This window comes from Arthrobacter sp. 05T420 (assembly GCF_056396305.1).
On record NZ_JBFTLG010000018.1, the window covers coordinates 25,362 to 49,732 of the forward strand.

Sequence of the window (24,371 nt, forward strand, 5' to 3'; positions counted from 1 at the left end):
TCTTCGGGGCTGTGTCCACGGCGTAGGCCGCTAGTGCACTTGAGGCCAATCCGGCCGCGAGCCCTTGGAGCCCCGGCCCACGAGCAGAGGAACCACGCCGTCGACGGCTAAGAGCACAAAACAGCCTGCCGCGGCGACCGCCAGCGCACCGATCGACATCGCTTTGCGGCCGACGTGATTGGACAGTCGGCCCAGGACGACGAGACCGAACACGGCAAACACGAAGTACGCCACAGCGACCAGCGAGAGGTCGGTATTGGTGACGCCGTTCTCCGAGCGGTAGGTGTCGTACAACGGGACTGCCGTTCCTCCCGCCGCGAAGATCGCCACGAAGGAGACTGTGGCTGCAGCGAATCCACGGCCCGGGCGGGGCGCGGGATCGCGGGAGGAACCATGGGCATAAGAGGTTGACCTATCTTTCTTTGACGGTTTAGCTAGTCGGCGTCGTCGGGCGTTGTGTCGACGATTTTCCGTAGGTGGGCATTGCTCTCCAGGACTGCTTTGCTCAAGACATGGCTCTGGTGAAGTGTCTGTACTCGCTGCGGTTGGTGTGGATGTCCCAGAGAGTGCGCGCGACTACTGCTGGGTCGTTCGTGGGGTCACCGGCTTCGATCGCGCCCGGGATGATGAACTGCGAGACGTGGATGTTCTCCTCAGCCAACGCGGTGTGCAGCATCTCGCCGTAGGCGCTTTCGGCGGCGAACGCAATCGAGGTGCCGGCGTAGCCGACTGCGGGACGAACGGCGCTGCCGCCGTTGATGAGCAGAACCGTGCCGCGTCCGGATCCGCGCATGCCGGGGAGGACCTGCTGGACGGCGGCGACGGGGCCGTAGATCGATTGCTCGACGGGCGCCAGCAGGTCTTCGGCGCTTGTGTCGAGAACCGGTTTCATGAAATCGCTTTGGGGAACGGGGCTGTACTGGAGCACCTCGATCGGGCCGAGCGCCGTGGCGGCGAGTTCGAGAGCACGAGCGAGCTGCTCGGGATCACGGACGTTGGCCGCGAACCCCTGAGCGTCGACCTCGTCGGATCGCACCTCCTCGGCGATGGCGTCGACGTGTTCTTGTGTGCGGGAAATCAAAGCGACGTTGTAGCCGTGGGAGGCGAATTCGCGGGCGACGGCTGTGCCGAGACCGCTACCGGCCCCGACAATGGCAATGGTGGGCATGAGGTGGCCTTTCCAGACATACGCTGATGATGATTTGCCCGAGGTTGATGGGAAGATTCAGCTTGTCGAGCGGGATGAGATCAACCTTGTCGTTGCGGTCGACGTGGCCGGCGCCAGCGTGACCGGGCTGCCGGGGTGGGTATGCGGCCCGTTCCACGAGCTGGACCGGAAGGGCTTTCTGCCCTTCCGCGGGACCCATACCGCAGCTTGCACCCGCCGACAGTTCAACACAACCAGCATTGACCTGTGCGTGGGAGGGCGCGTTTATAGGGGGGATCAATACGACCCCCATAGCCGCCGGAAGCCGGAGTAGCGTTGAAAACATGCAACCAGCCGACAACCGAGCCGCTATCCGTGAGTTCTTTGCCACCCGCCGCGCCAAGCTGGCTCCCCAGGACGTCGGTCTGCCGTCGGGCGGGGGCCGCCGGCGTGTCCCGGGCCTCCGCCGCGAAGAGGTCGCGGTACTCGCCGGGGTGAGTACCGAATGGTATGCCCGTCTGGAAAAGGGGCACATCAACGGAGTCTCCGATGATGTGCTCGACGCGGTCGCACGGGCGCTGCAACTCGATGAGGCCGAACGGCTCCACCTCTTCAACCTCGCCCGGGCCGCCAAGCCCAAGACCGCCCAGCGCCGCCAGCCGAAGTCCCCGGTACGCCCCAGTATCAAGCGTCTCCTGGAATCCATGGCGGGTGCTCCGGCCTTCGTGCGGAACGCCCGCAACGACGTCCTCGCCTGCAATCCGCTCTTCCGGGCCCTGTACGCACCGGTCTTCGATGACCCGGTCCAGCCTCCCAACATTGTCAGGTTCACCTTCCTGGACCCACGCAGGTTCGACTTCTACCCCGACTGGGAAGAAGCCGCCGACGGTATGGTCGCATTGCTTAGAAAAGAAGCAGGCCGTAACCCCTACGACCGGGACCTCACCGACCTCGTCGGCGAACTCGCCACACGCAGCGAGGAGTTCCGCACCCGATGGGCCGGACACGACGTGCGAATGCACCTCACCGGCACCAAACGGATCAACCACCCGGTTGTTGGCCTCGTCGAAATCACCTTCGACGTCCTTGAGCTGCCCGCCGACCCCGGACTCACGATCACGACATACGGCGCCGAGCCGGGCACCCCCTCCGCGGACGCCCTGAAACTGCTTGCCAGCTGGGCCGCAACCAACCACGACGACGAACAACGGGCGGATCAGCCCTCCCGCGTCGCCCCGCCACTCCTGCCGGAACCCAACGAAACGTAGCTACCAAGATGCTGCGGGGTCTTTTCGGAAGCCCTTGTGGCCACTGATCCCCGGCGGCCGTGTTCCAACACGGGGCCCAAGGGCGGCATTGAAGATGACGTTTCCATGAGCACGACGGGCCCGTTGCCGGCATGCAGCAGGTGCTCCCCGCTCGATTCGGCGAAGCGCCCACGGTGATCCTGCCTGCAACCGCAGTTGTTGGCGTTTAGGGGGGACCGTTTATACCCCCATAAACGCAGCCTTCTTCAAGGGTGAGCAATCGGTTGAAATGGATAAGAGACATTTTCCCCTGCATCAATGAGGAGTTCGCATGAGCGGGCAGACAATAATCCAGGACGGCGTTACTGCCGGCAATCCCACGGCCGGTGAGAACGGACGGCGGCCCTCGCTTCCGCTGGCGGTCTATGTGCTGGCGCTGGGCACGTTCCTGATGCTCACCAGCGAATTCGTGGTGGCCGGCATTCTTCCGCTGATCGCTGGTGACCTGCAGGTGAGCGTCGCCCAGGCAGGATCGCTGATCACCGTCTTCGCGATCGGCATGGTGATCGGCGCACCGCTGATGGCGATGTTGACGATGCGCATGTCCAAGCAGCTCACGCTGGTTCTGGCGCTCATCGTGTTCGTTGCCGCCCATATAGTTGTGGCGCTTGGCCCGGACTTCACGGTGCTGCTGGTGGCACGGTTCGTCAGCGCGCTTGCCACCGGAGCGTTCTGGGCAGTCTCCGCGGTGGTCGCCACCCGCGCCGCGGGACCCTCCTCAGGTGCCCGGGCGGTAGGGGTCGTGGGTGCCGGCGGGGCCCTGGCCACCGTCCTCGGCGTGCCCCTGGGCGCGTTCGTCGCGCAGCTGGTCGGCTGGCGCGGAACCTTTTGGGCACTGGCGGCCGCCGCCGCGCTGGCCACCGTCCTCGTCGCCCGCCTTGTTCCGCGCGACGCCCCCGGCGCGCACGCAACGTCGCTCCGTGCCGAACTCGCCGGCCTGCGCTCGGGCCGGCTGTGGCTGGCGCTGGCCGCCTGCGCCACAACGTGCGGTGGGGTGCTCGCCGCCTACTCGTACATCGCCCCGATCCTCATCGATCAGGCCGGTGTGACCGCTTCCCAGGTCCCGCTGGTGCTCACAGGATTCGGTATCGGCTCGGTCATCGGCACCCTCCTCGCCGGCCGCTTCGGCGACGCCCACCCCGGCCCGATCACGATCATCACACCCGCCGTGACCACCATCCTCCTTCTGGCCATCAGCCTGCTGACCGGTTCCCCATGGCTGACCAGCGCACTGGTGGTCATGCTGGGCTTGTTCGGTCTCAGCGCCAACAGCGTGCTGATTCACCTAGCGGTGCGCTTCGCCGGGAAAGCCGCAAGCCTCGGATCCGCCCTCAGCGTCTCCGCGTTCAACGCCGGCACGGCCGTGGGCACCTTGTTCGCCGGCGCCGCCCTGGTCTCCCCGCTCGGGACCACCGGTCCCGGCCTTGTCGGCACGATCATTGCCGCGTTGACCCTTTTTCCCGCCATTGCACTCGCCCTCGCCAGCCGCCGGCGCACAGCGGTTGGAACCAACTAAGCACATCCGAAAAGAGAGAAGGAAAAGCCAATGCGCGCAACCCTTATGTACGGCCCCGGCGACGTTCGCGTGGAGAACGTCCCCGACTCAGTCATCAAGAACCCCACCGACGCGCTGGTCCGGATCAGCGCGTCCTGCATCTGCGGCAGCGATCTGCACCCGTACCACTCCATGGACGCCGGCAACGGACCGGCTCGGATGGGGCACGAATTCATCGGCATTGTGGAGGACATCGGCTCCGCGGTCACCTCCCTGAAGAAGGGTGACCTGGTCGTCGCACCCTTCGCGATCTCAGACAACACCTGCGAATTCTGCCGCGAAAACCTGCACACCTCCTGCTCACACCACGAGGCGAACTTCTGGGACGGCCTCCCGGATGAAGGCGGCCAGGCCGAAGCAGTGCGTGTTCCATTGGCGGACGGCACACTCGTCAAGCTGCCGGTGGCACCAGACTCCGCACTGATCCCGTCTCTGCTGACCCTCGCCGACGTTTTCGGGACCGGCTACCATGCCGCACTCCAGGGCGGCGTGAACAAACACACCCGCGTCACCGTGATCGGCGACGGAGCAGTCGGGCTGCTGGCCGTCCTGTCAGCGAAGCGGTTGGGTGCCGAACAGATCATCCTCATGGGACGGCACAAGTCCCGCACCGACTTGGGCCTGGAATTCGGCACGACGGACATCGTCTCGGCCCGCGGAGAGGAAGGCATCGGCCAGGTCCGCGAGCTCACCGGCGGCCACGGCTCCCACGTGGTCCTCGAAGCCGTGGGCCACACCCCGGCCTACGACCAGGCAGTGGGCATCATCCGTCCCGGCGGTGTCATCAGCCGCGTCGGCGTGCCCCAGTACAACGAGGCGCCCGTCGGCTTCGACAGCCTCTTCGGCGGCAACATCACCCTCACCGGCGGTCCCGCCCCGGTCCGGGCCTACGTCGAAGAGCTCATGCCCGACATTCTCAACGGCACCATCGAACCCGGTAAGGTCTTCGACGTCACCACGGACATGGACGGCATCGTTCAGGGATATAGGGACATGGACGAACGACGGTGCCTCAAAGTCCTCATCAAACCCTGACCACCGGCCCGCGCGCGGAGGATGCATACCCTCGCGCGCACGCTGGATGAACCTCCCGAGGCAGTCATCACCAACGAGCCGCTCCAGGACCAAACGGCCCGACGGCTGACCGGGAGCGGCTCGAAGACAGCTTCCTCAGGAAGCCAGTAGTGCTGCCGTCACCGGACCGGGGTGTATGTGGTGCCGTCGCGGAGCATGGCCCAGAGGACGTTGAGTCGGCGCCGGGGCCGGTGGTGGTTGCCGGTGATCCGTCCGGAGTCCCCTAAGAGCCCGAACGGTCCGCGACGCAATTCAAAAGTCGACGCCTACGCCCGAGCCAGAGATGGGGACCATAACTATCCCGGCGAGCGAGATCGTAGTGCCCGTGCTTTTCGCCGGGAATCCAGGTGGGGCACCTCCAAGAGGTTTCTCGAACTTGGTAGACAGATTCTGCGGCCAGCCTGAGGACCTACGCTCCTGTCCTGGCCAACGTTTCAGTCAGCTTCTTGACTATCTGTCCGCGCCAGCCGCCGCCCATGATGCGGTGGGCAACAACGTGGCTGGGCTCCTCTGGGTCGAAGCCTTCGTGAGTGAGGAAAAGGCGCGTGCCGGCGCCCTCCGGGACCAGAGTCCAAGTGACCGTACTGCTCAGGCTGTTGCCGGCGTTCGCGTCCCGCCAGGAAATGCGCAGAAGCCGTTCTGGATCAATTTCGAGCACTTCGCTGGCGACAATTCCGCTGAATCCCACGGCAGGGACCGGAGTTCCGCGCATGGTGTAGCGGTGCCCGACGATGGGCTGAAAGTCGTTTTCCATGAGCCAGGCCGCGATCAAGGGCGGCTCGGTGAGCGCCCGCCACACCTTTGCGGGCGGGTGGGGAAGGAATTCGTCGAGCTCTATGGCTGTCAACGTCGGTGACATCAGGTGTCCTTCAGGTTCTCGAGAGTATGGTTTAGGTCTTTCAGGCGGGTGCGCCAGAACTTCTCGAACGGCGACAGCCACGACGCGACGTCGGCAAGAGGATCGGGCGTCAGTAAGTATCGAATCGTCCGACCCCGCCGCTCCTCCGAAACGAGGTTCCGATCGAGCAGCACCTTTAGATGCTCGGAGACGCTGGGCCGGGCCATGTCATATCGTTCGGCAATTTCGCCGGCGGTTCGTGGACCGTCCAGGAGAAGCATGAGAATGTCGCGCCTGGTGGGGTTAGCCAACGCTCCGAAGAGCAGGTCCGCGGGGGAATCCTTCGTTCTGACTGGCACCGACCCATAATAGGTAGGACATTTCCTACAAGTCAAGTTTCTGACTGCCTCTAGAATCCTTCTAAAGGTGTTACTCACTGATCCGCAAAACGGCCAATTCAAGCTGCACTTGAGAGCGAAGCGCCCGTTCTAATTCATGCCGGGAAAAGCTTGTATTGCCCGAGCGCAGCGAGGCCTCAACACAACGACGGCGTCTCCGTCCTCGGCACACTCGAGGAGCTTTTTCATTCCGGGCCGCTCGATTGCCGTTTTGCTTCCGGAAGTCACGTCGGCGAATACGTCGCGCTTCTGAACACCAACGTCGACGAGCGCGTCTAGTTGCAGATGGGCGTCCTGGCCCGACGTACTGACGCGCGCGTAACCCAGTTTCCTCACCCGGCCAGTTTGACTCAGAAAGTCCCTGCTGCCCCCCGTTACATTTATTGGGTCCCTGACCGACGGGGACATGGTCGCTGGACCCGGTATGACTTTCTCGCCCTGTCACTGATGATCCGGGGGGTGTTGTCGCCGGGTTCGGAGACACTTGTTGACCGCTGATAGGGACAAGGCCGGACCAACGGGTCCAGGTCTCTTCGTAACGTGGGTGCCGGCATCGGGTGTCGTGACTGCGGCCATATGGTGGTGCAAAGGAGCGCCGATATGGATGAAGGATTCGACGTTTACTGCTGACTCGATGTCGGCAAGAGCGACCACCCCGCCACCGCGCTGAACCGCGCCGGCGAACGTCTCTTTGACAAGCCGCTGCCGCAGGACGAAGCCCGGCTGCGGCAGCTTTTCACGACGCTGCAGCAGCAGGGGAACGTGCTGATGATCGTGGACCAGCCCAACACCATTGGCGCACTTCCCGTGGCGGTGGCCCGGGACTGCGGCTGCGAAGTCGCCTATCTGCCCGGCCTGGCGATGCGCAAGGCAGCTGACCTGTATCCCGGCAAATCTAAAACTGAAGCCCGTGACGCGTTCATCATCGCCGAGACAGCCCGGGCGATGCCGCGCACCCTGCGCGCGGTCGACCGTGACAGCGAGGTCCTCTCGGCACTAAAAGTCCTCTCCGGGTTCGATACGGATCTGACCCACGAATGCACGCGCGCGATCAACCGGCTCCGGTCCCTGCTGCTGCAGATCTTCCCGGCGCTCGAGCGCGCCTTCCCCGGCACAGTCCTGACCCGTTCCCTGGTCTTGGAACTGCTGATCAAATATGCGGGCCCGACCGGTCTTCGTGGCGCGGGACGTGGCAACGTGCTGCGCTGGGCCCGCAACCACAGCCGCAAAGACCCGGCCGCGCTCATCGACGCCGTATTCGCCGCCCTGGGCGAGCAGACGGTGACCGTCGCGGGGACCGAAGCCGTGGAGCTGGTCATCCCGCGCGTCGCCGCCCAGATCAAGGAACTCAAACACCAGCGGACCATCGTGGCCGAAGAAGTCGAAAAGCTCCTGGACGACTTCCCTCTTTCCCAGGTCTTGATGTCCATGCCGGGAGTCGGCATCAAGACCGCCGCCACCATACTCCTGACCATCGGCGACGCAAGCAGCTTCAAAACCGCCGGTCACCTCGCCGCCTACGCCGGCATCGCACCGGTCACCCACCGCTCCGGGACCTCCATCCGCGGGGAATCCCCTGCCCGCTCAGGCAACAAAGAACTCAAGAACGCGCTCTTCAGGTCCGCCTGGATAGCCTCGTGCCACGACCCGCTCTCCAAGGCCTACTACCAGCGGAAACGCGCCGAAGGGAAGAAACACAACGCCGCAGTCATCTGCCTCGCGCGGCGCCGCTGCGACGTCCTCTTCGCCATGCTCAAGAACGGAACGCTCTACCAGGAAAAAACTCCTCAGGCCGCTTGACCAAAAGCATAGGGACACCCCCCCCCGCGAGACGATCCACGGTGGGACGTGTTTCCGAGACATCGGTGAGCCCGGTTTTCTCAGCCACTCGGCTGGCACATCAGGGCCCTGGTTCGGTGTTTTGGAAAGCTGTTGTTTTCTAAGACAGCAGCGGATACGGTCGCTGCCGTGTTTCTCACTGCTGGTCGTCTACAAGGTTCATGCACGGTTCGGTCCTGGTTGGTGGGACGAGGTGCGACGTAGAAGGTCAAGAGGGTCTTCGGCCACTCTTGACGGGCGGCCGAACGTCGGCCACTAGTCGAGTGCACTAATAGTGCACTATGATGCACTCATGGATGAGAGTACAACGACCTTGGCGCTGGCCATCGGCGCCCGAGTTAGGCAGGAGAGGCAGGCTCGGGGCTGGACGCTTGATCAGCTAGCGGAGGCTGCAGGGGTAAGCCGCAGAATGGTCGTCAACGTGGAGCAGGGTGCCGCGAATCCCAGCGTAGGAACCCTGCTGAGGATCAGCGACGCTCTCGGCGTGGGGCTGCCGGCTCTGGTCGAGCCGCCTCGGCCGAAGCCGGTGAAGGTCACGCGCAGTGGTGAGGGTGCTGCGTTGTGGAGCGGTGAGTCCGGGGGCCGCGGCGTGTTGGTGGCCGGCACCGAGTCGCCGGACGTGGTAGAGCTGTGGGACTGGACGCTGGGTCCCGGTGACCGTCATGTGAGCGAGGCCCACACCTCAGGCACCAAGGAGCTCTTGCAGGTCCAGCAGGGCACGGTCACGGTGGAGGCCGCGGGCCAATCGGTCAGCCTCGATGCCGGCGATGCGGTGACGTTCCCCGGCGACGTGGCACACTCTTATGCCAATCCGGGCACGGAGCCGGCGAGGTTCTCCCTGGCCGTCTTCGAGCCGGGCGTCGGGACAGGACACCGGCCGGAGGCGTCCGATGCCTGAGTCGGACACGCTTCAGGAATTCCTCGACGGCGGCCAGGTTGACGCCGCTGTTTTCGCGCTGCGGCCCGACTACCGGGCCTTGCTGCTGGCCGTTGACGGACTCGTCCCGGGCCCGAGCGACCAGGCCAGTGAAGAGATGCTCCAGGCCGCGGAGACCTCAGCCCGCGAGCTGCTCAAAGGCCGGTCGGTCGAGCAGCTCCCGCACGTAGCAGCCTGGCGCGCGGCCTACCAAGGCTTCGGAGCCAAACCCAGCCGCACACGCAACAGCCTGGAGGCGCTCCTGCGCCGTGCGGGGTCCGGATTGCCCCGGGTGAACCGTCTCACCGACCTCTATAACGCGGTTTCGGTGCTCCACCAGATCCCCCTGGGCGGGGAGGACCTAAACCGCTACAGCGGTGCGCCCCGGCTGGTCCGCGCCACCGGAAAGGAACCCTTCGATACCGCCGCCGACGGCGCCGCGGTGGTCGAACACCCGGAACCCGGCGAGGTCGTGTGGTGCGACGATGCCGGGGTGACCTGCCGGCGCTGGAACTGGCGCCAGGCACGCCGTACCCAGCTCGGCGACGACACCACCGCCGCACTGTTCATCCTCGACGCGCTCGAACCCATGACCGATGAGGCGCTCCACACCGCAGCCGAGGACCTGGCCGCCAGGCTGACCCTGCTCGGTCCCGACGTCAGAACCGCCCGCCGCCTGATAGCCGCCGGCACGCCACCCAACGAAGGACACTGACATGCTCATCCACCGCCGGATACGCGCGATCGCTGACCGGCTGGCCCGAAGGGGCCAGCCGTGAGCCAGCGCGTCCCCAACAATGTTCCCGTGCCGCCGTGGGGACTGGCCGTTGCCGCCATGCTCCTCGTCCAGCTGAGCTCAGCCCTGTCAGTAAATCTCATTGCGGCGGTGGGACCGGCCGGAACCGCCTGGCTCAGACTCAGCGTGGGAGCACTCATCTTCCTCGCCATCGCCCGACCCCCGTTGCGCACACTGCGCCGCCCCGACATCCCCGTGCTCCTGGGGCTGGGCGTCGCCACCGGACTGATGACCATCGCCTTCCTCGCCTCCGTCGAACGCATCCCCCTCGGCACCGCCGTCGCGATCGAGTTCCTCGGTCCGCTGACTGTCGCCGCGGTCCGCGCCCACAGCGCACGGGCGCTTATCTGGCCAGCCCTGGCGCTAATCGGCGTCGTCCTGCTGACCGAACCCTGGGCCGGTGCCATCAACCTCGCCGGTATCGGGTTCGCTGGGCTCGCAGCCATCGGGTGGGCCGTCTACATCCTGCTCACCCAACGGATCGGCGACCGCTTCACGGGCATCGGTGCGCTCTCACTCACCGTTCCCGTCGCCGCTGCCACGGCAGCGGTCATCGGCATCCCGCAGTCCGCCGGACACCTTAACCTCGGGATCCTCGCAGCCGCCTTGGGACTGGCCCTTCTGATGCCGGTGCTGCCGATGGCGCTCGAGATGCTCGCCCTGCGCAGGATGACGCCCACCGCGTTCGGCACCCTGATGGCCCTCGAACCCGCCTTCGGCGTGCTCCTCGGGCTGCTTGTGCTGCACCAGCAGCCCTCGCTAGTCCAATTCGGTGGCATCACGCTCGTCGTCCTCGCCGGCGCGGCCGCGCAACGCGGCGGCCGAAGGCAACCGCGCTCCCGCGAACACGCCGGTACCCATATAGACCCCGCCCTCATCGATCCAGACCTCATCGACCAAGGGCCGAAGTAGTCGACAGTCGTCCAGCCAGGCGGGTCCGCCAGACTGTCGCTGCGAGAGAATTCCGAGGCTGAGGTGCCGCGCAGCCCAGGCCGCCCAGGCAGCGGCGGCGCCTCAGACTTCGCTTCCCTGTAATTCAAACAACGGAGTTATGACCATGTTCACCGGCTTGAGCGCCTTCCCCCTTACCCCGCCGGCAAATGATGCTGTCGACGAACATGCCTTCGTTCACCTGATCGAACGGCTCTCGGAGGCGAAGGTTGACTCCATTACCGCGCTCGGATCCACGGGTTCCTACGCGTACCTGGGCAGCGAGGAACGAAGCCGTGTCGCCCGCCTTGCCGTCGAGCACGCCGGCGAGACGCCCGTGTTCATTGGCGTCGGGGCCTTGCGAACCTCACACGTCCTCGCAAATGCAGAGAAGGCAGAACAGGCAGGGGCTTCCGGGCTCCTGCTGGCTCCTATGACCTACCAGCCCCTCACGGACGATGATGTCTTCGCACTGTTCAGAACCGTCACTGTGAACTCGTCGCTGCCCGTCATCGTCTACGACAACCCCAGCACCACCCACTTCACCTTCTCCAGCGAGCTCTACGGACGCATCGCTGAACTGCCCGGTATCTCTTCCATCAAAATCCCCGGCGTACCGAACGATCCGGAGCAGGCACAGGCGCGGGTCCAGGAAATCCGCGCGGCCGTCCCTGCGCACGTGACCATCGGAGTTTCCGGAGACGCCCATGTCGCCGCCGGCCTGGCTGCCGGCTGCGATGCCTGGTATTCGGTCATCGGCGGCACCTTGCCCGCCCTGGCGATGCGGATCACCCGGGCCGCTCTGGAAGGGCGGGTCTCCGAAGCGTCCGCCGAGTCCGAACGGCTTGCACCGCTGTGGCAGCTGTTTGCCGACTTTGGCGGGAGTATCCGGGTCGTTGCCGCAATAGCAGAACAGCTGGGGCTCGCTTCAAAGTCGTGTCTGCCGCTTCCCCTCCAAGGACTGACCGAGAAGCAGCGTGCCCAGGTGAGCAGGATTGTCGATGAGCTCGGGCTCAACCCATAGCGCTGAGCTCGGCGCTCCACGCAGGAAGGACCGTCGGGCCGGGCGGCTGGCACGCTACGTCTTCGCCGCGACACTGGTTCGCAGCGCAGACGGCGGCGCAGTGGTCGCCATCGTGCTGCTCGCGCACGCCTGCGGGATGCCGGGCTGGATGGCCGGACTCCTGGGAGCATCAATCACCGCACCCCATCTGCTCGGGCCCTTCACTGCACGACGCCTCGACACAGCCCGTGACGGGCGCAAAGTGTTCGCATCCTCAGCCGTCCTCCACGGAGTGCTGCTCGGTGCCGCTGCACTGCTCCTGCCCATAGCCTGGCCGATCTGGCCGGCCCTGCTGCTCTTTGCCTCCGGCATCTTCGGGCCGATGCTTACCGGCGGGGTCAGTAGCCGTCTGCCCTCCATCGCCGGCCCCGAGCTGGGTAGCCAACGCAGAGCACAAAGCTGGGACGTCGCAAGCTACGGGCTCAGCGGCACCCTCGGCCCCGCAGCAGTCGCTTGGATCGCGGCAGCATCTGACGCACTTACCGCGACACTGGTTCTGGCCGGAGCCGCCGTGGTTGGTGCGGGCGCCGTCCTCGCACTCCCCAGACAAGAACCGCCCGACCAGGCCGTTGACGTGCCATCGCCCGGCCGAACACTAAGCCTCATATGGAAACGTGGTCCGCTTCGCCGCACCCTCGGGCTCACCGTGACCGTCGCATTCTCCGTCGCCGCGTTGCCGATCTACGCCGTCGCAACAGCTCCCACATTCGGCGGTGCCTCAGCCGCCGGAACACTGGTCGCGGCCTACGGGATAGGGAACCTTCTCGGATCAGCAGCTCTTATGCTCCGGCCGCTTCGCCGCGACGCAGACCCTCTCGTGAGCTCCCTTGCTGCACTCGTCGCGGCAACGCTGATACTGGTGATGCTTACTCCGACACTCCCGACCTCCCTTATTGCCTTCTGCCTGGCAGGGATTGCCAACGCGCTTTTCTTCGCGGCAACACTCGCCGCGCGCAGTGAATACGCACCCATCGAGGCTCGCGGCCAAGTCTTCATCTGGGTAGGCGCACTCAAGATCGCTGCGGGATCGGCCGGAACAGCCGTCGCGGGCGCAACCATCACACAAACGGCCTGGGCACCCCTCCTTCTGGCCACAGCACTCACTACCGCTGCTGCGACCACGAGCGTCATCGAGCGATCCCGCCGAGGCTGGTCCAAGCGCTAGCCCGCCCGATTTCAACGACACCCTCACCCCGACATGCCCGCAGCCCGGCGGGGCGTGCACCCCATGCACGGGGGGCACCGCTGAAGGCTTACCTGGCACCTGCCTGCGGGAGTCCTGTACGCAGGTCAGTAGTTGAGAGACGCATTTCAACGGCACCCCGCACGGCGGCCGTGACGGACGCTCATGGGCGATCCCGTGGTTCATTTGGATTCGGCTCCCACAACGCCGCGCTGGTCATCACGCTGACTTAATCTGCACGTCAGATTGCCTGGCAGTCCAGGAAGTCCATATCGGTTGAGATACCAGAATCGGGAACAACCACCCCGGTCCCGCCACCTGAAGCCGGCCGCCGACGGGGCTCGCCGGAGAAGAATGCAATGCCGGGCCATGCTCCCGTGACATCTGAGTTGCCTAGTTCTTCCTGAGTTCGTTGAGGTGCTGTTGGAGACTACGCCGTAGGGCCGCCTCTTCACCGGCACCGGGCTGGGCCATAGCGGCCAGCAGTTTTTCCGCGGTGGCCAGGACTGTCCGGCCGTGCGGGGTGAGCCTGATGCTGGTGCTTCGGGCGTCGCTGCCGCGTTCTTTGCTCAGGAGGCCCAGGCTTTCGAGCCTGCGCAGAACCTTGCCGAGGCTTTGTTTGCTGACCGACATGAGGGCCGCCAGGTCGGAGATTTTAGCCGGTTCGAGGTCGGCGACGGATTCCAGCGCCTCGAGCGAGCCCTGGGTCAGGTGCAGGGGCGCCAGTGTCCGGTTGATCCTCAGTTCCTCAAGTCTGGCTGTGACGCCGAGGATCCGGTAGGTGGGCCACGGAAGCGGCTCCCCTCCGTCGTCGGCGGCCATAGCTGAGCTCCTTTGCGTCGTGTCACGGGCGCGCGCTGGATCGCCGCGCCGCATGTGCGCCGGAGCCGCCCCACGGATCAGTCCGAGGGGCGGCTCCGGATTACCACTGATTGCTCAGGCCTGTTGGATGTGGTCCTTGGCGTCCGCGGCGCTGTCTTTGACGTCGGAGACGGCGCCCTGGCCTTCCTCCTTGACGTTTTCGGCAGCGTCGGCCGCGGTGCTCTTGACGTTTTCCATCGCGTCCTGGGCAGGTTCCTGCAGGCCCTGGGCGACGTCCTTGGCTGCTTCGGCCAACTGGGTCGTGACCGGTTCGGCCGCGGTCTTGAGAGACTGTGCCGCTTCCCTTTCCTTGTCGCTGGCCGGTATGAGGGAGGAGACGAGCAGGCCAGCGCCGAAGGCAATCAGTCCCGCGGCAAGCGGGCTGCCCTGGGCTTTCACTGCGACCTTGTGGGGTGCATCGCCGATTGCGGAGCCGGCGACCCCAAGGGTGGATCCGACGGCGGAGCCGGCGTCACCGACCGCTGAGCCCACGCTGTCCACGGCGTCCTCTGCTGTTCCCATGATTTTGTCCTTCACGCCGAATACGGCGTCTTTGACCTTGTCGGTCTGGCGGTGGACGATGTTGGACGGGGTCACTTTGTCCGCGACCGCGTCCACGTTGGTGCCGAGGCGGGCGCGGGTTGCCTCGATGTCGGCGCGGATGGCGTCAGGGTTTTCACTCATCGGTGGTCCTCGTTCGGTTTCAGGGTGGGTGGGATTTCCTGGAGGGTTGCTGCGGTCTGAGGCATGCCCTTGATCGTTTTGAGTTCCTTGCGGCCCCTGGCAGCGAGGATGGCCGCAACGATGCCCCACAGGACGGCGACGATGACCGCGGACCAGCCGTAGCCGGTCCATTCCTCGCCGATGCCGTACCAAAGGGCGAGCGAGAGGAAGAGGAGCACGAAATGCCCGGCGACGCCGGCTCCGGCAAGCAGACCGCCGCCTTTACCGGCCCGCTTAGCCGACTGCTTCGCCTCGATCTTCGCAAGCTCCACTTCCTGATGCATCAGCGTGGTCAGGTCACGGGTGACATCTCCGAGCAAATCGCCCAAGGAAGTAGCGTCGGCCTTGGCGTGCGCGGGGGTGGGAGGCGGCTCCGGTATCTGGCTGCTCACAGCTGACGACCTTCGCCCTGGACAAAGGGATCGTTAGGATCACGCAGCGGAGCCCCAGCCTGACCGGGACCGTCAAACCCTGGCCGCGCGGGCTCGCCATACACGGTTTCACCGTAGACCGGAACGGCAGGGCTGGTCTCGCCGTACACAGGCGCGCCCGCCCCGTAGGCGATGCCGCTGTCCGTAGCCGGGAACTGGTCGGGCTGCGGGGGAAGGCCCGTGCCCGTTGTCGGAGCCGCCGTGGGGGCACCGGCCTGAAGGCTTCTGCCCAGACGTCCGGCCACCATCCCGGCCCCGGCCGCGAGGAGGAGAAAGGTCCCTGGCCGCTGCCGGGCGAACGACTTAACTTCCTCCAGCAGTGACCCCGGATCCCTGTTCTCCAACCATGACGCAACGGAAGCGGAGCGGTCCGCGGCCTGACGGACGATGTCCGCGGCGATACCCTGCTCGTCCGGTGCCCCGGCCATGGCGCGAAGCTCTTCAGAGACCCTACGGATCCCTTCGGCGGCCTTCTGCTGCTGCGTTTCGGCCTGGGTCGTGAGGTCGGACTTTGCCTGGTGCAAAAGATCCTTGGCGTTGGTCTTCGCTTCGGAGGCAACATTGGCGACCTCGGCCTTCGCCGTTTCCGCCACGCCCTGGACGGCGCCGGCTGTCTCGCCGGCGACGGTCGCTGCCTCGTCCTTCGCGGCCCTGGCCTTGGCTGAAGCGTCGCCTTCAGCCGCAGAAGGGGTAGTCGTTCCGGTCATGTCAAAGCCCTCCGCAGCGTACGGGTCAGATGTCTGCGGCCATGGGTTCTCGGTCATCATTGCTCTCTTCCTACAAGGGGGCGGCTGCTGTTGATGAACCAGCACACGCGGTAATAGTAAGCCGGATTACCGACAAATAGTAAGTACCCTTGCTAATTCTTTGTCCACTCCTCCAGGCGTAGATCGGGCCCAATTCAGAGCCCCGGGCCCAGCCCCCGGCCAACCGTCTCCCCGCAAGCGATTCTTCGAGATCTCGGGGCTGACGGGGCACTCACCGAACAACATCGGCTCCTGGAAGCGCAGCAGACCTGCCGCCGGCAGGCACCGGTGTCGGCGACACGCGCAGAGGCGAGGACGTCATCAAGGAAGAGGGCAAAGAACCGGGCCGGACGGACACGGGCACCGACGATTCCCCCGCCCGGCGTCCCACCGGAGAATCCACATCGCGCGACCAGTCCGGCCTGTAGCACGATCCGACGAGGGACGGGGCACGGTCCCCTGGGCGACGGGCGACGGGCGGCGGGCGGCAGGGATGCGGGCCATTGTCGGCGGACCAGAACGTTGTCTGGATCCTCTGCCAGCCGCCGGATCGGATAGTCATGGAGGGGCATTCGCCCTTTCTTACCGGCACCTCACCTGATCCTAGGCCTCGCAGGCACCCGCAGTGTGCGTCCCGTCAAGCCTTCCCGCTCCCCTGCGGTCCTCAAAAACGAAGGATTTCGAGGACGGTCACAATCGAGAACTCAACGCCCGCGCGCCCTGAGGGAAAGGCACCTCGATAACGGTTCTCGAGACCGTACTGGCGCTCAAGATCCGCGACTCGGGTTTTGAGAATCGAAGTGGATCCCCAGGCTCATGTCCTATGCGCTGTCCCCACCGCGACGCATTTGACTGTCTTCCGGCCACAAAGAATCCTGTGGGCTCTCGGAGTCCTCTGCACAGAATGTCCCAGGCCGCCTGCACAACTTGGGCGCAGCTGATCGATGTGTCGGCGTGGAAGGCGTTCTACGAGCAGGCTTAATGCTTCTGAAGCTTCCCCATCGTCTTGCGTTTTCCGCCTAAGCGCCCGATCCGGCGGCCTTCACACACGGCTCGGCGCGGCCACTGGACACTAGGTCAAAGTCGGGCCCAAAGCCCCTCGTGAACCGGGCTGAGTGGGCCTAGTTTTAGTAGTGTCCGGGCCCGGGCCACCGCGGGAGTGAGCCCCGGTAGATCCTTGAAAGGGAGGCTGCGTGATGGGCAGCGCAAATGGTCCTGATGATGCGCGACGACTCGACGCAGACTGGGCCGACACTCCGGAACCCCTGAACCAAACGGAAAACCGCGCTTCTCAGCACAGTGTTGACGACCGCTTGTACGAAGACACTGACGGTGTTCTCCCCTATGGCGAGAACGACGGGTACTTCGATGACACAGCCGCCTCTGTCGACGGTATTTTGCCAGGAGACCCGGCCGCGGCCGCTACCCGTGAAACCGTGGTCGCCCGGGAAGAGGAGCGCTTCGGCGGCATCAAGATCGGCGCGGGCTTCTTCGGCTGGCTGGTCTCGTCGGCAATGACTGTCTTGCTGGGTGCTCTGGTTGCGGCGGCCGGCAGCGCCGGCTTTTTGCCCGGCACGGACCCGCTCCCCCGAGCTGGCCAGGGATCATCCGGTGGCGTGACCGGCATGACCGGCATGATCGTGCTCCTGTCGCTCCAGCTCCTCGCCTATTTTTCGGGTGGCTACGTGGCAGGGCGGATGGCGCGTTTCAACGGCGTCGGCCAGGGACTCATGGTGTGGCTGTGGGGCGTCATCGGAGCCGCAGCGATGGCACTGCTGGCGATTACTGGGCAACACAATGCTCTTACCACGCTCAACAGTTTCCTTCGCCTTCCACTAGTCGAGGGGCAGCTGAGTCTAGGCGGCATCATTGCTGCCATCGCCGTGGCCGCCACAGCACTGATAGGCGCCGTGCTGGGCGGCCTCACCGGAGTTCACTACCACCGGAAAGTGGACCGTGTGGGCTTTACTCCGACGGAGGAGTACTACCAGCCCTAGAAGCACACCCGGGTTCTCATGAATGCTCATGGGGTCTCCGCACCAATGTCGGGCTTCATCGTGCAATCTAGTCTGTCAGTGCCGGCTTCCAGCTGTACTGTCCTTTTGAAGATGTCCCCATTGCAACAGAGTTGCACCGGGGCGACGACGGCACCGGACCAGTTCGCCACCGACAGTTCGGTCCCGGAGTGCCCTTCAGTACGAAGTGCAATTCGTAAGTGCCGGATTTGGCCGACATTCCGAAGCTGGTGGGGGGATTCGAAGCGGCGGAGCCGGCCAGCTCTCCTGGCACTGCGGGTTTCAGCTGCTTTGATGACCATTCGCCAATGGATCGTATTTGAGATGCCTCCCCGATCTGGCCCTGCTCGTCCGTTTTATAAAAGTGTTGTTTATCGCGTCAGCACGTGGCCCGCCAGCCGTACGGTTCCCATGATCCCGGGCTGTTGTAACGGGACCTGCTGGTTCTTGCAGGAGAGGCGGAGCATACTCGAGGGACAGCCGCACGTGCTGTTTCGTCGTCCTCCGGTGCCCCCGTCAAGGGTTGTTGTCAGGGCCCAATGAGGAATGAGGCCAGTCATGGCCCCCGAACCACGCCTGCTGTTCCCGGACCTCCTCGTCGACCACTTGCAGGATCTAGTCCTAAAAACCGAGGGCGTGAAGGAGCTGCTGGACGAACTCGCCGAGTTCTCCGCCGTCACCCTGGCCGACCCCGCCTTTGCCTTCTGCAGCATCACACTGATCCAGCGGAAGAAACCAGTGACCGTGGCATCCAGCGAAGAGCGCGCCCTCCGGCTCGATGAAACCCAATACAGGAGTGGCGATGGGCCCTGCCTGTCAGCGATCCGCCAGCAGGTCGTCGTGCATGTACCCAATCTGACAACCGAACACCGCTGGCCCGCCTACACCGCGGCCGCGCTTCAGGCAGGAGTAGGATCCAGCCTCTCCGTCCCGCTAGTTCTTGAGGGGGAGGCAGAAGCTGGCCTCAACCTGTACTCCACCCGGTCCCACGGCTTCAGCGGTGAAGACGTCAGCATGGTCGAAACGTATTCCTATCATGCGTCAAAAGCACTTCGCCTGGCCGTGCGGATCAGCCAGCTGGCCGAGGCGAAAGCCCACCTCACGGCTGCTATGGAATCCCGGACCACCATCGACCTGGCGACCGGCGCCATCATGGCGCAAAACCGGTGCAGTCAGCAGACGGCCATCAAGATCCTCACAATCGCTTCCAGCACCCGGAACGTCAAACTCCGGGACATCGCCGCCTCGGTGGTCGCGTCACTATCGCAGGACCCGAGAGTCCGGACGCACTTCGACGCTTAGGGACGGTTTCAAACCGCATGAAGAGACCGGTCCGTGGAGAGGGCAGGCCCGCGGGCCTACGGTGTGCAGTTGAGTGAGATGCCCAAGAGCAGTCCTCCTGATCCCGACGACGTCCCTCAAGGGAACGAAGTTCCCGCCGATGCCTTCTCCCCAGTTGTCGACCCGGACCTGGTGCCCGAATCCGCCACAGCGGAGGAGAACGGGGCAAGCACCGACCCTGAGGAATCAGGCGGCTAAGGCTCGCCCCGGACGGCCCCTCAACCCGGAGCGAGGAATCGGTGAGCGAAGCGGCCGATTGACCGGTTTTCGTGACCGGAACGCGCGGCTAAGGTTCGTTCGAGGTGATCCGTGTTTGGCTTGTAGATTCGCGAAATATCGGACGCCAAAGACCGCCGGCTGCCCAGCACTGACGACTGGGGACGAACAACCAGATACCGGCCCGGTGCTCGGGACCAGAGTCTTCGGCGGCCGGCCGCCGTCGTCCCGCCTGATCCGGGTCCCGTGGAAGGACGTCGCAGACGTCGGTATTGTCATCAGCCTCGGCGTACGGGGCGGCAGCCTGGATGCCGACTGGGTGGAACGCTGGGTCCGGGACAAGATCATCGCGCGCATACCCGGAGGCCGCCATGATCCTCGGTGACATCCTCGGGACCCCCGTGCACGACGGCGACGGCAACCGCCTGGGCAAGGTGGCCGACGCCCGGTTCGTCGTCGACGGCGCCCCGGGCCAGCTCATGGCCGCGGCCCGCCTCTTCGTGCTCGTGGTCAGCCCGCACAGCGCAGCGTCCTTCCTCGGCTACGAAAGAACCGGCCTGACCCAGCCCTGGCCCCTGGCCCTTCGCTGGCGCCACCGCGGATCCTTCCCCGTCCAGTGGGAAAACATCGCCAGGATCGGCCCGGACTCCGTGGCCCTGAGGCGAGACTTCACCCGCTACGACCCCGCACTCCCGAAGCGCGCGGACGGCGCCTAACCTGTGCATCATCCGGCCATGCCCACCGGATTAAGATTCGCTCCCGTTTTTTCCAAGGTCGCACAGGGACAATGATCGGGCCGGCGGCGGTCGCCCTCCAGGCTCGGCTGCATAGCCCAGTCCGCCGCCGGTCTCAGCACCCGCAACGGGGCGTCCCCTCAGTTGCCGGATGGGCCGCCCGGCTCCAATTTTCGTACTTCCGGACCACTCATCCGTCCGGGACCGCGCAATGTCCAGTTCGCGGACGAACAGCTCGCCCCCTCTGGCGAGTCGGCAACCTCCGCGCTTGAGTCCTGGGATTCCCGCGGAGGGCTTACTCATTTAGGCCTTTGGACGCGTCGGGCAGCCGCATCCATCCCTGTCCACTTCCCCGTTATCCAGATGTCGGCGGCCTTGTACCCTCGCCTGCCGGACAAGAGGAGGCCTTGGCTGGCCGGGACAGGTCTCATTGCCCTGGGAATAACGGACCCGATGCTCACGCTCATTCGGCCGGGACGGTGCCCCTGCCTTGGCGGATGCGCTTTACGACGGCTGTCGTGGACACATCAGCCACGTAGTCCAGAATTGCCACCGTCCCGCCGTACCGTTCCACGGCCCGGGCTTCCGTGAGCATTTCCGGAGTGTAGTCACCTCCCTTGGCGTAGATTTCGGGCCGGAGCTCCTCGATCAGCGGCGCCGGGGTGGGCGTGTCGAACACGGTGACATAGTCCACGCAGCTCAGCGACGCGACAACGGCGGCTCGGTCCGCGGCGGTGTTGATCGGCCGATCGGGCCCTTTGAGCGCGCGGACGGAGTCATCGCTGTTTAGGGCCACCACCAGGATGTCGCCCAGCTGCTTGGCTTGGTTGAGATACCGGGTGTGTCCTCGGTGCAGGACATCGAAACAGCCGTTGGTCAACACGATCCTCTGCCCGGCGGCCCGGTGGCGGCTAATCTGCCGCGCGAGCTCCCCGGCGTCGAGAGCGGTATCGGCGAAGCTGGCCAGGTGCTGGCAAAGGTCATCCGTGCTGCACACCGACGTTCCAGTCCGGCGGACCACAATGTCGGCTGCCGCCTGGGCGAGGTCCACGCTCGTCGCCAGCGGCAACGAGGCGGCCCGTGCCAGTGTCAGCGCAGCCACGAAGGTATCCCCGGCCCCGGAGGCCTGTTTCTCCGTGACGGGCTTGGCCCAAGTTCGGTGGACGTCGCCGGAAGTGGGCATCAGGATAGCCCCTTCACGGTCCAGCGTCACCACCACGGCAGCTGCCCCGGTTGCGCGCAGCAGCTCTTGGCGGTGCTCGACGACGACGGCGGGTCGTCTGGAGCTGGTCGACAACTTGAGACCGAGGACTTCGGCGGCCTCCTGTGCATTCGGCGTGGCCAGATCCGGCCTGAGAGCAGCCCAGGGCCGGGGGTCGTGGGCGTCAACGACCACCAGCACGGACTCGGGGCGCCCCGCGAGCGCTGCGAGGAGGGTACCTTTCACCGGCCCGCTAAGGAATCCGGCACCATAGTCGCAGACGACGACGGCGTCCTGGTTCTGGAGTACTTCCGGCAGGCACATGGCCGAGGCGGCGAGGGCTGCCGCCGGAACTTTGGCGGCGGACTCATCGAAGCGCAGCAGCAGCTGGCCACCGCTGCTGATCCGCGTCTTCGTCGTGGTGGTCAGGCCCGGGACCCGGCAGATATTCGCGGTGTCCACTCCGGCTTCCTCCAGCTGTCGCAACAATTCCGCACCTGCCCCGTCGCAGCCCACGACCCCGACGAGTCGCACCTTGGCGCCGAGCGCAGCCAGGTTCACGGCGGTGTTCGCGGCGCCGCCGGGGGCGAAACTGCGTTTGCCGACGTCGACTACCGGGGCCGGCGCTTCCCGGCAGAGTCTTTCGATGGTGCCGCTCCACCAGCCGTCCAGCATTGCGTCGCCGACGACCGTTACCGCTGGACCAATCGCGGCCAACCGTCGGGGAAGCCACTCTTCCAGACCACGCTGCCCCGCCAGATCTCCGCCGTCGGGAGTGTTCTTCCCGGCCGACAGCGTTGTCACGGTTGCCGTCTTCCGCCGGGTGCGGTGCGTCCCATGATTTCAGGGGTCTTCGGCGGAGCTTCCGGGAGACTGCCAGCGGGTTTCGCCGTTTGCGGATCGCGGATGGAGATCCGCTCCCTGGATCTGTTGCGTGCGCAGTTGACGGTCACAAACACGGGAATCCTTCCCTAGCTCCTGGGGAGGTCCTGAGCAGCTGCCGGTATGCTCATGGGCTTTTCGCGGGACCTCCTATGACCAGTCGCTTACCCCGTTAGGGGCAGGTTTACACCCTTGGCCGGGGGCCGAAGTGTTCCCGATGCTCCGGGATGATCAACGGCGGGCGGTGTAGCCAGCGGCCCCCGAGGGGAACTATGGTTGCGGCACGGTCGGCCGAGGGCCGCTACACCGACGGCCCTCCATACGGACGCCGGGCCAGGTACAGACGGGGAGGACTCGATGAAGGGGTTCGGACCGGAAGTTTCCGGCGACGCCGACGTTGTCGGCTGGGGCGTCGGACCGATCTTCGAGAAGTTCGAACGCGTCAGGCGAATAGCAGTGCTGCGCGGGGGCGGGCTGGGCGATCTCCTGTTTGCGCTGCCTGCCGTCGCTGCCCTCCGGGCGGCCTACCCTGACGCCTCGGTCACTGTCCTGGGAACCCCCGTCCACCAGGAACTGGCGGCCAGCACCGCGGGGCCAGCCTACGACGTCCGGGTCCTACCCTTCGCGGAAGGCATCCGGCCCGGCCCCGAGGGCCGCACGGATGTGGAGGCCTTTTTCGCCCAGATGAACGGGGAACCGCTCGACCTCGCCGTACAGCTGCATGGCGGAGGGCGCTTCTCTAATCCGTTTCTGCTGCGCCTGGGCGCTAGGCATACGGTAGGCGCCCGGACCCCTGATGCCGCCCGGCTGGAGCGCAACCTTCCCTATGCCTACTATCAGCACGAACCGCTCCGAGCCCTGGAAGTTGCCGGACTTGCCGGCGCTCCCCCGGCCGGCTTGGAGGCTCGGCTACGGCCCTTGGACCGCTACGCGGCAGGGCTGCAACCTTTCCTGGGAGGCGAGTCCGCCGTCGTGGTTATCCACCCGGGCGCGACGGACCCGCGTCGACGCTGGCCGGCGCGAAGCTTCGGCGAGGTAGCGGCGGCCTGCGCGGCGGACGGTGCCCGGGTGCTCGTAGTGGGCACCCGGGACGAGGAAGACCTGGCCGCAGCGGTAGTGGCGGCGTCCGCCTCGGCGCAGGTCACTTCGCTGGCCGGTGAACTCGCACTAGGGGCTCTGGCGTCGCTACTGGCCGCGGCAACGGTCCTGGTGGGCAACGACAGCGGTCCGCGACACCTGGCACAGGCGCTGGGTACCCCGACAGTAGGCTTGTACTGGGCCGGGAACGTCATCAACGCGGGCCCGCTGGGCCGCAGTCAGCACCGGGTACACGTGTCATGGCTGACTCACTGCCCCGAGTGCGGCGCCGACGTCACCCAGGTTGGCTGGACGGCTCCGCGTTGCCCACATGAGAGCCCGCTCGTGGCCGGCATCAGTGCTGCCGCCGTCTATCAGGACGTGCGGATGTTCACGGCCACGACCCCTCTTCCGCGGGGCAGATAAGCAACTCGCGGACCACGCATCCCGGAGGCTGGGAGAGCACAAACAGGACAGCCTGGGCCACATTGGCGGGATCATTGAGTTTGGAATCATCCTCCGGCCTGTACTTCTCGGGCCGGTCGTCGAAGAACCTGGTCTTCATCCCGCCTGGAATCAGCGTGGTCACCCCGATTTCTCCGCTGGTTTCCGCCGCTAGGGCGTGGCTGAAGCCCACCACGCCGAACTTTGAGGCGCAGTACGCGGAGGCCTCCGGCAGCGCCCTCTTCCCCAGGGTCGACGCAACCGTGACCAACCGCCCCCGTGATGCCTTCAAGTAGGGCAGCGCGGCACGGACCACGGACACTGTGCCCAGGAGATTGACGAAGATGACCTGCTCCCAGTCTTCGGCCGGAACGTTCTCCAGTTTTCCGCAACGATCAATGCCTGCGGCGGTGACCACAGCGTCCAGGCCCCCCAGAGTGTTGGCGGCCTGGTTGACCGCCTCACCGACGGCGGTCCGGTCCGCGACGTCCACCTCGATAGCCTTCGCCGCGGACACTGTGCGGATGTCGCGGTCCAACACTATGGGCGTTCCGCCTGCCTGCAGCACGGCGTCGACGACGGCGGCACCGAGTCCGGAGGCTCCTCCGGTGACCAGCACCCTGCCTTGTTGCATCTCGTAGGTCATGATTTTCC

The 24,371-nt window shown here is 65.5% G+C and carries 25 protein-coding genes and 2 pseudogenes; 15 read left to right on the forward strand and 12 right to left on the reverse strand.

Annotated features, from left to right (window positions below):
* Positions 1–30 precede the first annotated feature (30 nt).
* Complete coding sequence (locus tag AC1DEM_RS17140; protein ID WP_476885507.1) at positions 31–330, reverse strand: MFS transporter; 300 nt, start codon at positions 328–330, stop codon at positions 31–33.
* A gap of 175 nt (positions 331–505) precedes the next feature.
* Entirely contained in the window at positions 506–1,168 is a 663-nt protein-coding gene (locus AC1DEM_RS17145; RefSeq protein ID WP_476885508.1) for an SDR family NAD(P)-dependent oxidoreductase, read from the reverse strand.
* Positions 1,169–1,491: 323 nt separating this feature from the next.
* On the opposite strand from AC1DEM_RS17145, the gene AC1DEM_RS17150 reads away from it, so the two are divergent.
* The 3 genes from AC1DEM_RS17150 (at position 1,492) to AC1DEM_RS17160 (ending at position 5,044) form a co-directional block, all read left to right on the forward strand.
* A complete protein-coding gene (locus tag AC1DEM_RS17150) occupies positions 1,492–2,415 on the forward strand; it encodes a helix-turn-helix transcriptional regulator (protein ID WP_476885509.1) in 924 nt (307 codons plus the stop codon).
* Positions 2,416–2,725: 310 nt separating this feature from the next.
* Complete coding sequence (locus AC1DEM_RS17155) at positions 2,726–3,970, forward strand: MFS transporter (protein ID WP_476885510.1); 1,245 nt, start codon at positions 2,726–2,728, stop codon at positions 3,968–3,970.
* A 30-nt stretch (positions 3,971–4,000) separates the two neighbouring features.
* Complete coding sequence (locus AC1DEM_RS17160; RefSeq protein ID WP_476885511.1) at positions 4,001–5,044, forward strand: zinc-dependent alcohol dehydrogenase family protein; 1,044 nt, start codon at positions 4,001–4,003, stop codon at positions 5,042–5,044.
* Between the two features lie 158 nt (positions 5,045–5,202).
* On the opposite strand, the gene AC1DEM_RS17165 is transcribed toward AC1DEM_RS17160, so the two are convergent.
* The 4 genes and pseudogenes from AC1DEM_RS17165 to AC1DEM_RS17180 form a co-directional block, all read right to left on the reverse strand.
* The gene (locus AC1DEM_RS17165) at positions 5,203–5,334 is read right to left on the reverse strand and encodes a hypothetical protein (protein ID WP_476885585.1); all 132 of its coding nucleotides are present in this window, start codon (positions 5,332–5,334) and stop codon (positions 5,203–5,205) included.
* Positions 5,335–5,492: 158 nt separating this feature from the next.
* Positions 5,493–5,942 (reverse strand): SRPBCC family protein, encoded by a 450-nt coding sequence (locus tag AC1DEM_RS17170; protein ID WP_476885512.1) that lies wholly within the window; start codon positions 5,940–5,942, stop codon positions 5,493–5,495.
* Entirely contained in the window at positions 5,942–6,280 is a 339-nt protein-coding gene (locus AC1DEM_RS17175) for an ArsR/SmtB family transcription factor (RefSeq protein WP_476885513.1), read from the reverse strand. Before AC1DEM_RS17175 ends, AC1DEM_RS17170 begins: the two co-directional genes overlap by 1 nt.
* Before the next feature lie 174 nt (positions 6,281–6,454).
* Positions 6,455–6,655, reverse strand: a pseudogene (locus tag AC1DEM_RS17180) (recombinase family protein); the annotation flags it as partial.
* A gap of 264 nt (positions 6,656–6,919) precedes the next feature.
* Between AC1DEM_RS17180 and AC1DEM_RS17185 the strand changes: the two are divergent.
* The 6 genes and pseudogenes from AC1DEM_RS17185 to AC1DEM_RS17210 all read left to right on the forward strand — a co-directional run bounded on the left by AC1DEM_RS17185 (position 6,920) and on the right by AC1DEM_RS17210 (position 13,028).
* Positions 6,920–8,119, forward strand: a pseudogene (locus AC1DEM_RS17185) (IS110 family RNA-guided transposase).
* A 331-nt stretch (positions 8,120–8,450) separates the two neighbouring features.
* Positions 8,451–9,056 carry a helix-turn-helix domain-containing protein gene (locus tag AC1DEM_RS17190; RefSeq protein WP_476885514.1) on the forward strand — a complete coding sequence of 202 codons (606 nt, stop codon included), beginning with the start codon at positions 8,451–8,453 and terminating at the stop codon, positions 9,054–9,056.
* A complete protein-coding gene (locus tag AC1DEM_RS17195; protein WP_476885515.1) occupies positions 9,049–9,789 on the forward strand; it encodes a B3/B4 domain-containing protein in 741 nt (246 codons plus the stop codon). Before AC1DEM_RS17190 ends, AC1DEM_RS17195 begins: the two co-directional genes overlap by 8 nt.
* A gap of 120 nt (positions 9,790–9,909) precedes the next feature.
* A complete protein-coding gene (locus AC1DEM_RS17200; protein WP_476885578.1) occupies positions 9,910–10,782 on the forward strand; it encodes an EamA family transporter in 873 nt (290 codons plus the stop codon).
* Between the two features lie 145 nt (positions 10,783–10,927).
* Complete coding sequence (locus AC1DEM_RS17205; protein ID WP_476885579.1) at positions 10,928–11,824, forward strand: dihydrodipicolinate synthase family protein; 897 nt, start codon at positions 10,928–10,930, stop codon at positions 11,822–11,824.
* Complete coding sequence (locus AC1DEM_RS17210; RefSeq protein WP_476885516.1) at positions 11,802–13,028, forward strand: MFS transporter; 1,227 nt, start codon at positions 11,802–11,804, stop codon at positions 13,026–13,028. The genes AC1DEM_RS17205 and AC1DEM_RS17210 overlap by 23 nt, the downstream gene beginning before the upstream one ends.
* Positions 13,029–13,439: 411 nt before the next feature.
* Here AC1DEM_RS17210 and AC1DEM_RS17215 read toward each other — a convergent pair whose 3' ends face one another.
* The 4 genes from AC1DEM_RS17215 to AC1DEM_RS17230 all read right to left on the reverse strand — a co-directional run bounded on the left by AC1DEM_RS17215 (position 13,440) and on the right by AC1DEM_RS17230 (position 15,768).
* Complete coding sequence (locus tag AC1DEM_RS17215; protein WP_476885517.1) at positions 13,440–13,868, reverse strand: MarR family winged helix-turn-helix transcriptional regulator; 429 nt, start codon at positions 13,866–13,868, stop codon at positions 13,440–13,442.
* A gap of 114 nt (positions 13,869–13,982) precedes the next feature.
* A complete protein-coding gene (locus AC1DEM_RS17220; RefSeq protein WP_476885518.1) occupies positions 13,983–14,591 on the reverse strand; it encodes a DUF3618 domain-containing protein in 609 nt (202 codons plus the stop codon).
* Positions 14,588–15,022, reverse strand: a complete 435-nt coding sequence (locus tag AC1DEM_RS17225) for a phage holin family protein (protein ID WP_476885519.1) — start codon at positions 15,020–15,022, stop codon at positions 14,588–14,590. The genes AC1DEM_RS17220 and AC1DEM_RS17225 overlap by 4 nt, the downstream gene beginning before the upstream one ends.
* A complete protein-coding gene (locus AC1DEM_RS17230) occupies positions 15,019–15,768 on the reverse strand; it encodes a hypothetical protein (RefSeq protein WP_476885520.1) in 750 nt (249 codons plus the stop codon). The genes AC1DEM_RS17225 and AC1DEM_RS17230 overlap by 4 nt, the downstream gene beginning before the upstream one ends.
* A gap of 1,352 nt (positions 15,769–17,120) precedes the next feature.
* Here AC1DEM_RS17230 and AC1DEM_RS17235 point away from each other — a divergent pair.
* From AC1DEM_RS17235 to AC1DEM_RS17255, 5 genes are all read left to right on the forward strand, one after another.
* Entirely contained in the window at positions 17,121–17,804 is a 684-nt protein-coding gene (locus AC1DEM_RS17235) for a hypothetical protein (protein ID WP_476885521.1), read from the forward strand.
* Positions 17,805–18,380: 576 nt separating this feature from the next.
* Positions 18,381–19,124, forward strand: a complete 744-nt coding sequence (locus AC1DEM_RS17240) for a GAF domain-containing protein (protein ID WP_476885522.1) — start codon at positions 18,381–18,383, stop codon at positions 19,122–19,124.
* Positions 19,125–19,193: 69 nt separating this feature from the next.
* On the forward strand, positions 19,194–19,361 hold the full coding sequence (locus tag AC1DEM_RS17245) for a hypothetical protein (RefSeq protein ID WP_476885523.1): 168 nt from the start codon (positions 19,194–19,196) through the stop codon (positions 19,359–19,361).
* A gap of 205 nt (positions 19,362–19,566) precedes the next feature.
* Positions 19,567–19,764, forward strand: coding sequence for a hypothetical protein (locus AC1DEM_RS17250; protein ID WP_476885524.1), 198 nt, complete (start codon positions 19,567–19,569; stop codon positions 19,762–19,764).
* Positions 19,751–20,095 carry a PRC-barrel domain-containing protein gene (locus AC1DEM_RS17255; protein WP_476885525.1) on the forward strand — a complete coding sequence of 115 codons (345 nt, stop codon included), beginning with the start codon at positions 19,751–19,753 and terminating at the stop codon, positions 20,093–20,095. Before AC1DEM_RS17250 ends, AC1DEM_RS17255 begins: the two co-directional genes overlap by 14 nt.
* A 481-nt stretch (positions 20,096–20,576) precedes the next feature.
* On the opposite strand, the gene rfaE2 is transcribed toward AC1DEM_RS17255, so the two are convergent.
* The gene (gene rfaE2, locus AC1DEM_RS17260) at positions 20,577–22,118 is read right to left on the reverse strand and encodes a D-glycero-beta-D-manno-heptose 1-phosphate adenylyltransferase (RefSeq protein ID WP_476885526.1); all 1,542 of its coding nucleotides are present in this window, start codon (positions 22,116–22,118) and stop codon (positions 20,577–20,579) included.
* A 435-nt stretch (positions 22,119–22,553) separates the two neighbouring features.
* Between rfaE2 and AC1DEM_RS17265 the strand changes: the two genes are divergently transcribed.
* Positions 22,554–23,699 carry a glycosyltransferase family 9 protein gene (locus AC1DEM_RS17265; RefSeq protein WP_476885527.1) on the forward strand — a complete coding sequence of 382 codons (1,146 nt, stop codon included), beginning with the start codon at positions 22,554–22,556 and terminating at the stop codon, positions 23,697–23,699.
* Here AC1DEM_RS17265 and AC1DEM_RS17270 read toward each other — a convergent pair.
* On the reverse strand, positions 23,665–24,363 hold the full coding sequence (locus AC1DEM_RS17270) for an SDR family oxidoreductase (protein WP_476885528.1): 699 nt from the start codon (positions 24,361–24,363) through the stop codon (positions 23,665–23,667). The genes AC1DEM_RS17265 and AC1DEM_RS17270 overlap by 35 nt on opposite strands.
* Between the last annotated feature and the right edge of the window lie 8 nt (positions 24,364–24,371).

Bases quoted from the DNA above. Each gene is read 5' to 3' on its own strand.
- AC1DEM_RS17145 (WP_476885508.1), bottom strand. From the start codon at position 1,168: ATGCCCACCATTGCCATTGTCGGGGCCGGTAGCGGTCTCGGCACAGCC.
- AC1DEM_RS17150 (WP_476885509.1), top strand. From the start codon at position 1,492: ATGCAACCAGCCGACAACCGAGCCGCTATCCGTGAGTTCTTTGCCACC.
- AC1DEM_RS17155 (WP_476885510.1), top strand. From the start codon at position 2,726: ATGAGCGGGCAGACAATAATCCAGGACGGCGTTACTGCCGGCAATCCC.
- AC1DEM_RS17160 (WP_476885511.1), top strand. From the start codon at position 4,001: ATGCGCGCAACCCTTATGTACGGCCCCGGCGACGTTCGCGTGGAGAAC.
- AC1DEM_RS17170 (WP_476885512.1), bottom strand. From the start codon at position 5,942: ATGTCACCGACGTTGACAGCCATAGAGCTCGACGAATTCCTTCCCCAC.
- AC1DEM_RS17190 (WP_476885514.1), top strand. From the start codon at position 8,451: ATGGATGAGAGTACAACGACCTTGGCGCTGGCCATCGGCGCCCGAGTT.
- AC1DEM_RS17195 (WP_476885515.1), top strand. From the start codon at position 9,049: ATGCCTGAGTCGGACACGCTTCAGGAATTCCTCGACGGCGGCCAGGTT.
- AC1DEM_RS17200 (WP_476885578.1), top strand. From the start codon at position 9,910: ATGCTCCTCGTCCAGCTGAGCTCAGCCCTGTCAGTAAATCTCATTGCG.
- AC1DEM_RS17205 (WP_476885579.1), top strand. From the start codon at position 10,928: ATGTTCACCGGCTTGAGCGCCTTCCCCCTTACCCCGCCGGCAAATGAT.
- AC1DEM_RS17210 (WP_476885516.1), top strand. From the start codon at position 11,802: ATGAGCTCGGGCTCAACCCATAGCGCTGAGCTCGGCGCTCCACGCAGG.
- AC1DEM_RS17215 (WP_476885517.1), bottom strand. From the start codon at position 13,868: ATGGCCGCCGACGACGGAGGGGAGCCGCTTCCGTGGCCCACCTACCGG.
- AC1DEM_RS17220 (WP_476885518.1), bottom strand. From the start codon at position 14,591: ATGAGTGAAAACCCTGACGCCATCCGCGCCGACATCGAGGCAACCCGC.
- AC1DEM_RS17230 (WP_476885520.1), bottom strand. From the start codon at position 15,768: ATGACCGGAACGACTACCCCTTCTGCGGCTGAAGGCGACGCTTCAGCC.
- AC1DEM_RS17240 (WP_476885522.1), top strand. From the start codon at position 18,381: ATGGCCCCCGAACCACGCCTGCTGTTCCCGGACCTCCTCGTCGACCAC.
- AC1DEM_RS17255 (WP_476885525.1), top strand. From the start codon at position 19,751: ATGATCCTCGGTGACATCCTCGGGACCCCCGTGCACGACGGCGACGGC.
- AC1DEM_RS17265 (WP_476885527.1), top strand. From the start codon at position 22,554: ATGAAGGGGTTCGGACCGGAAGTTTCCGGCGACGCCGACGTTGTCGGC.
- AC1DEM_RS17270 (WP_476885528.1), bottom strand. From the start codon at position 24,363: ATGACCTACGAGATGCAACAAGGCAGGGTGCTGGTCACCGGAGGAGCC.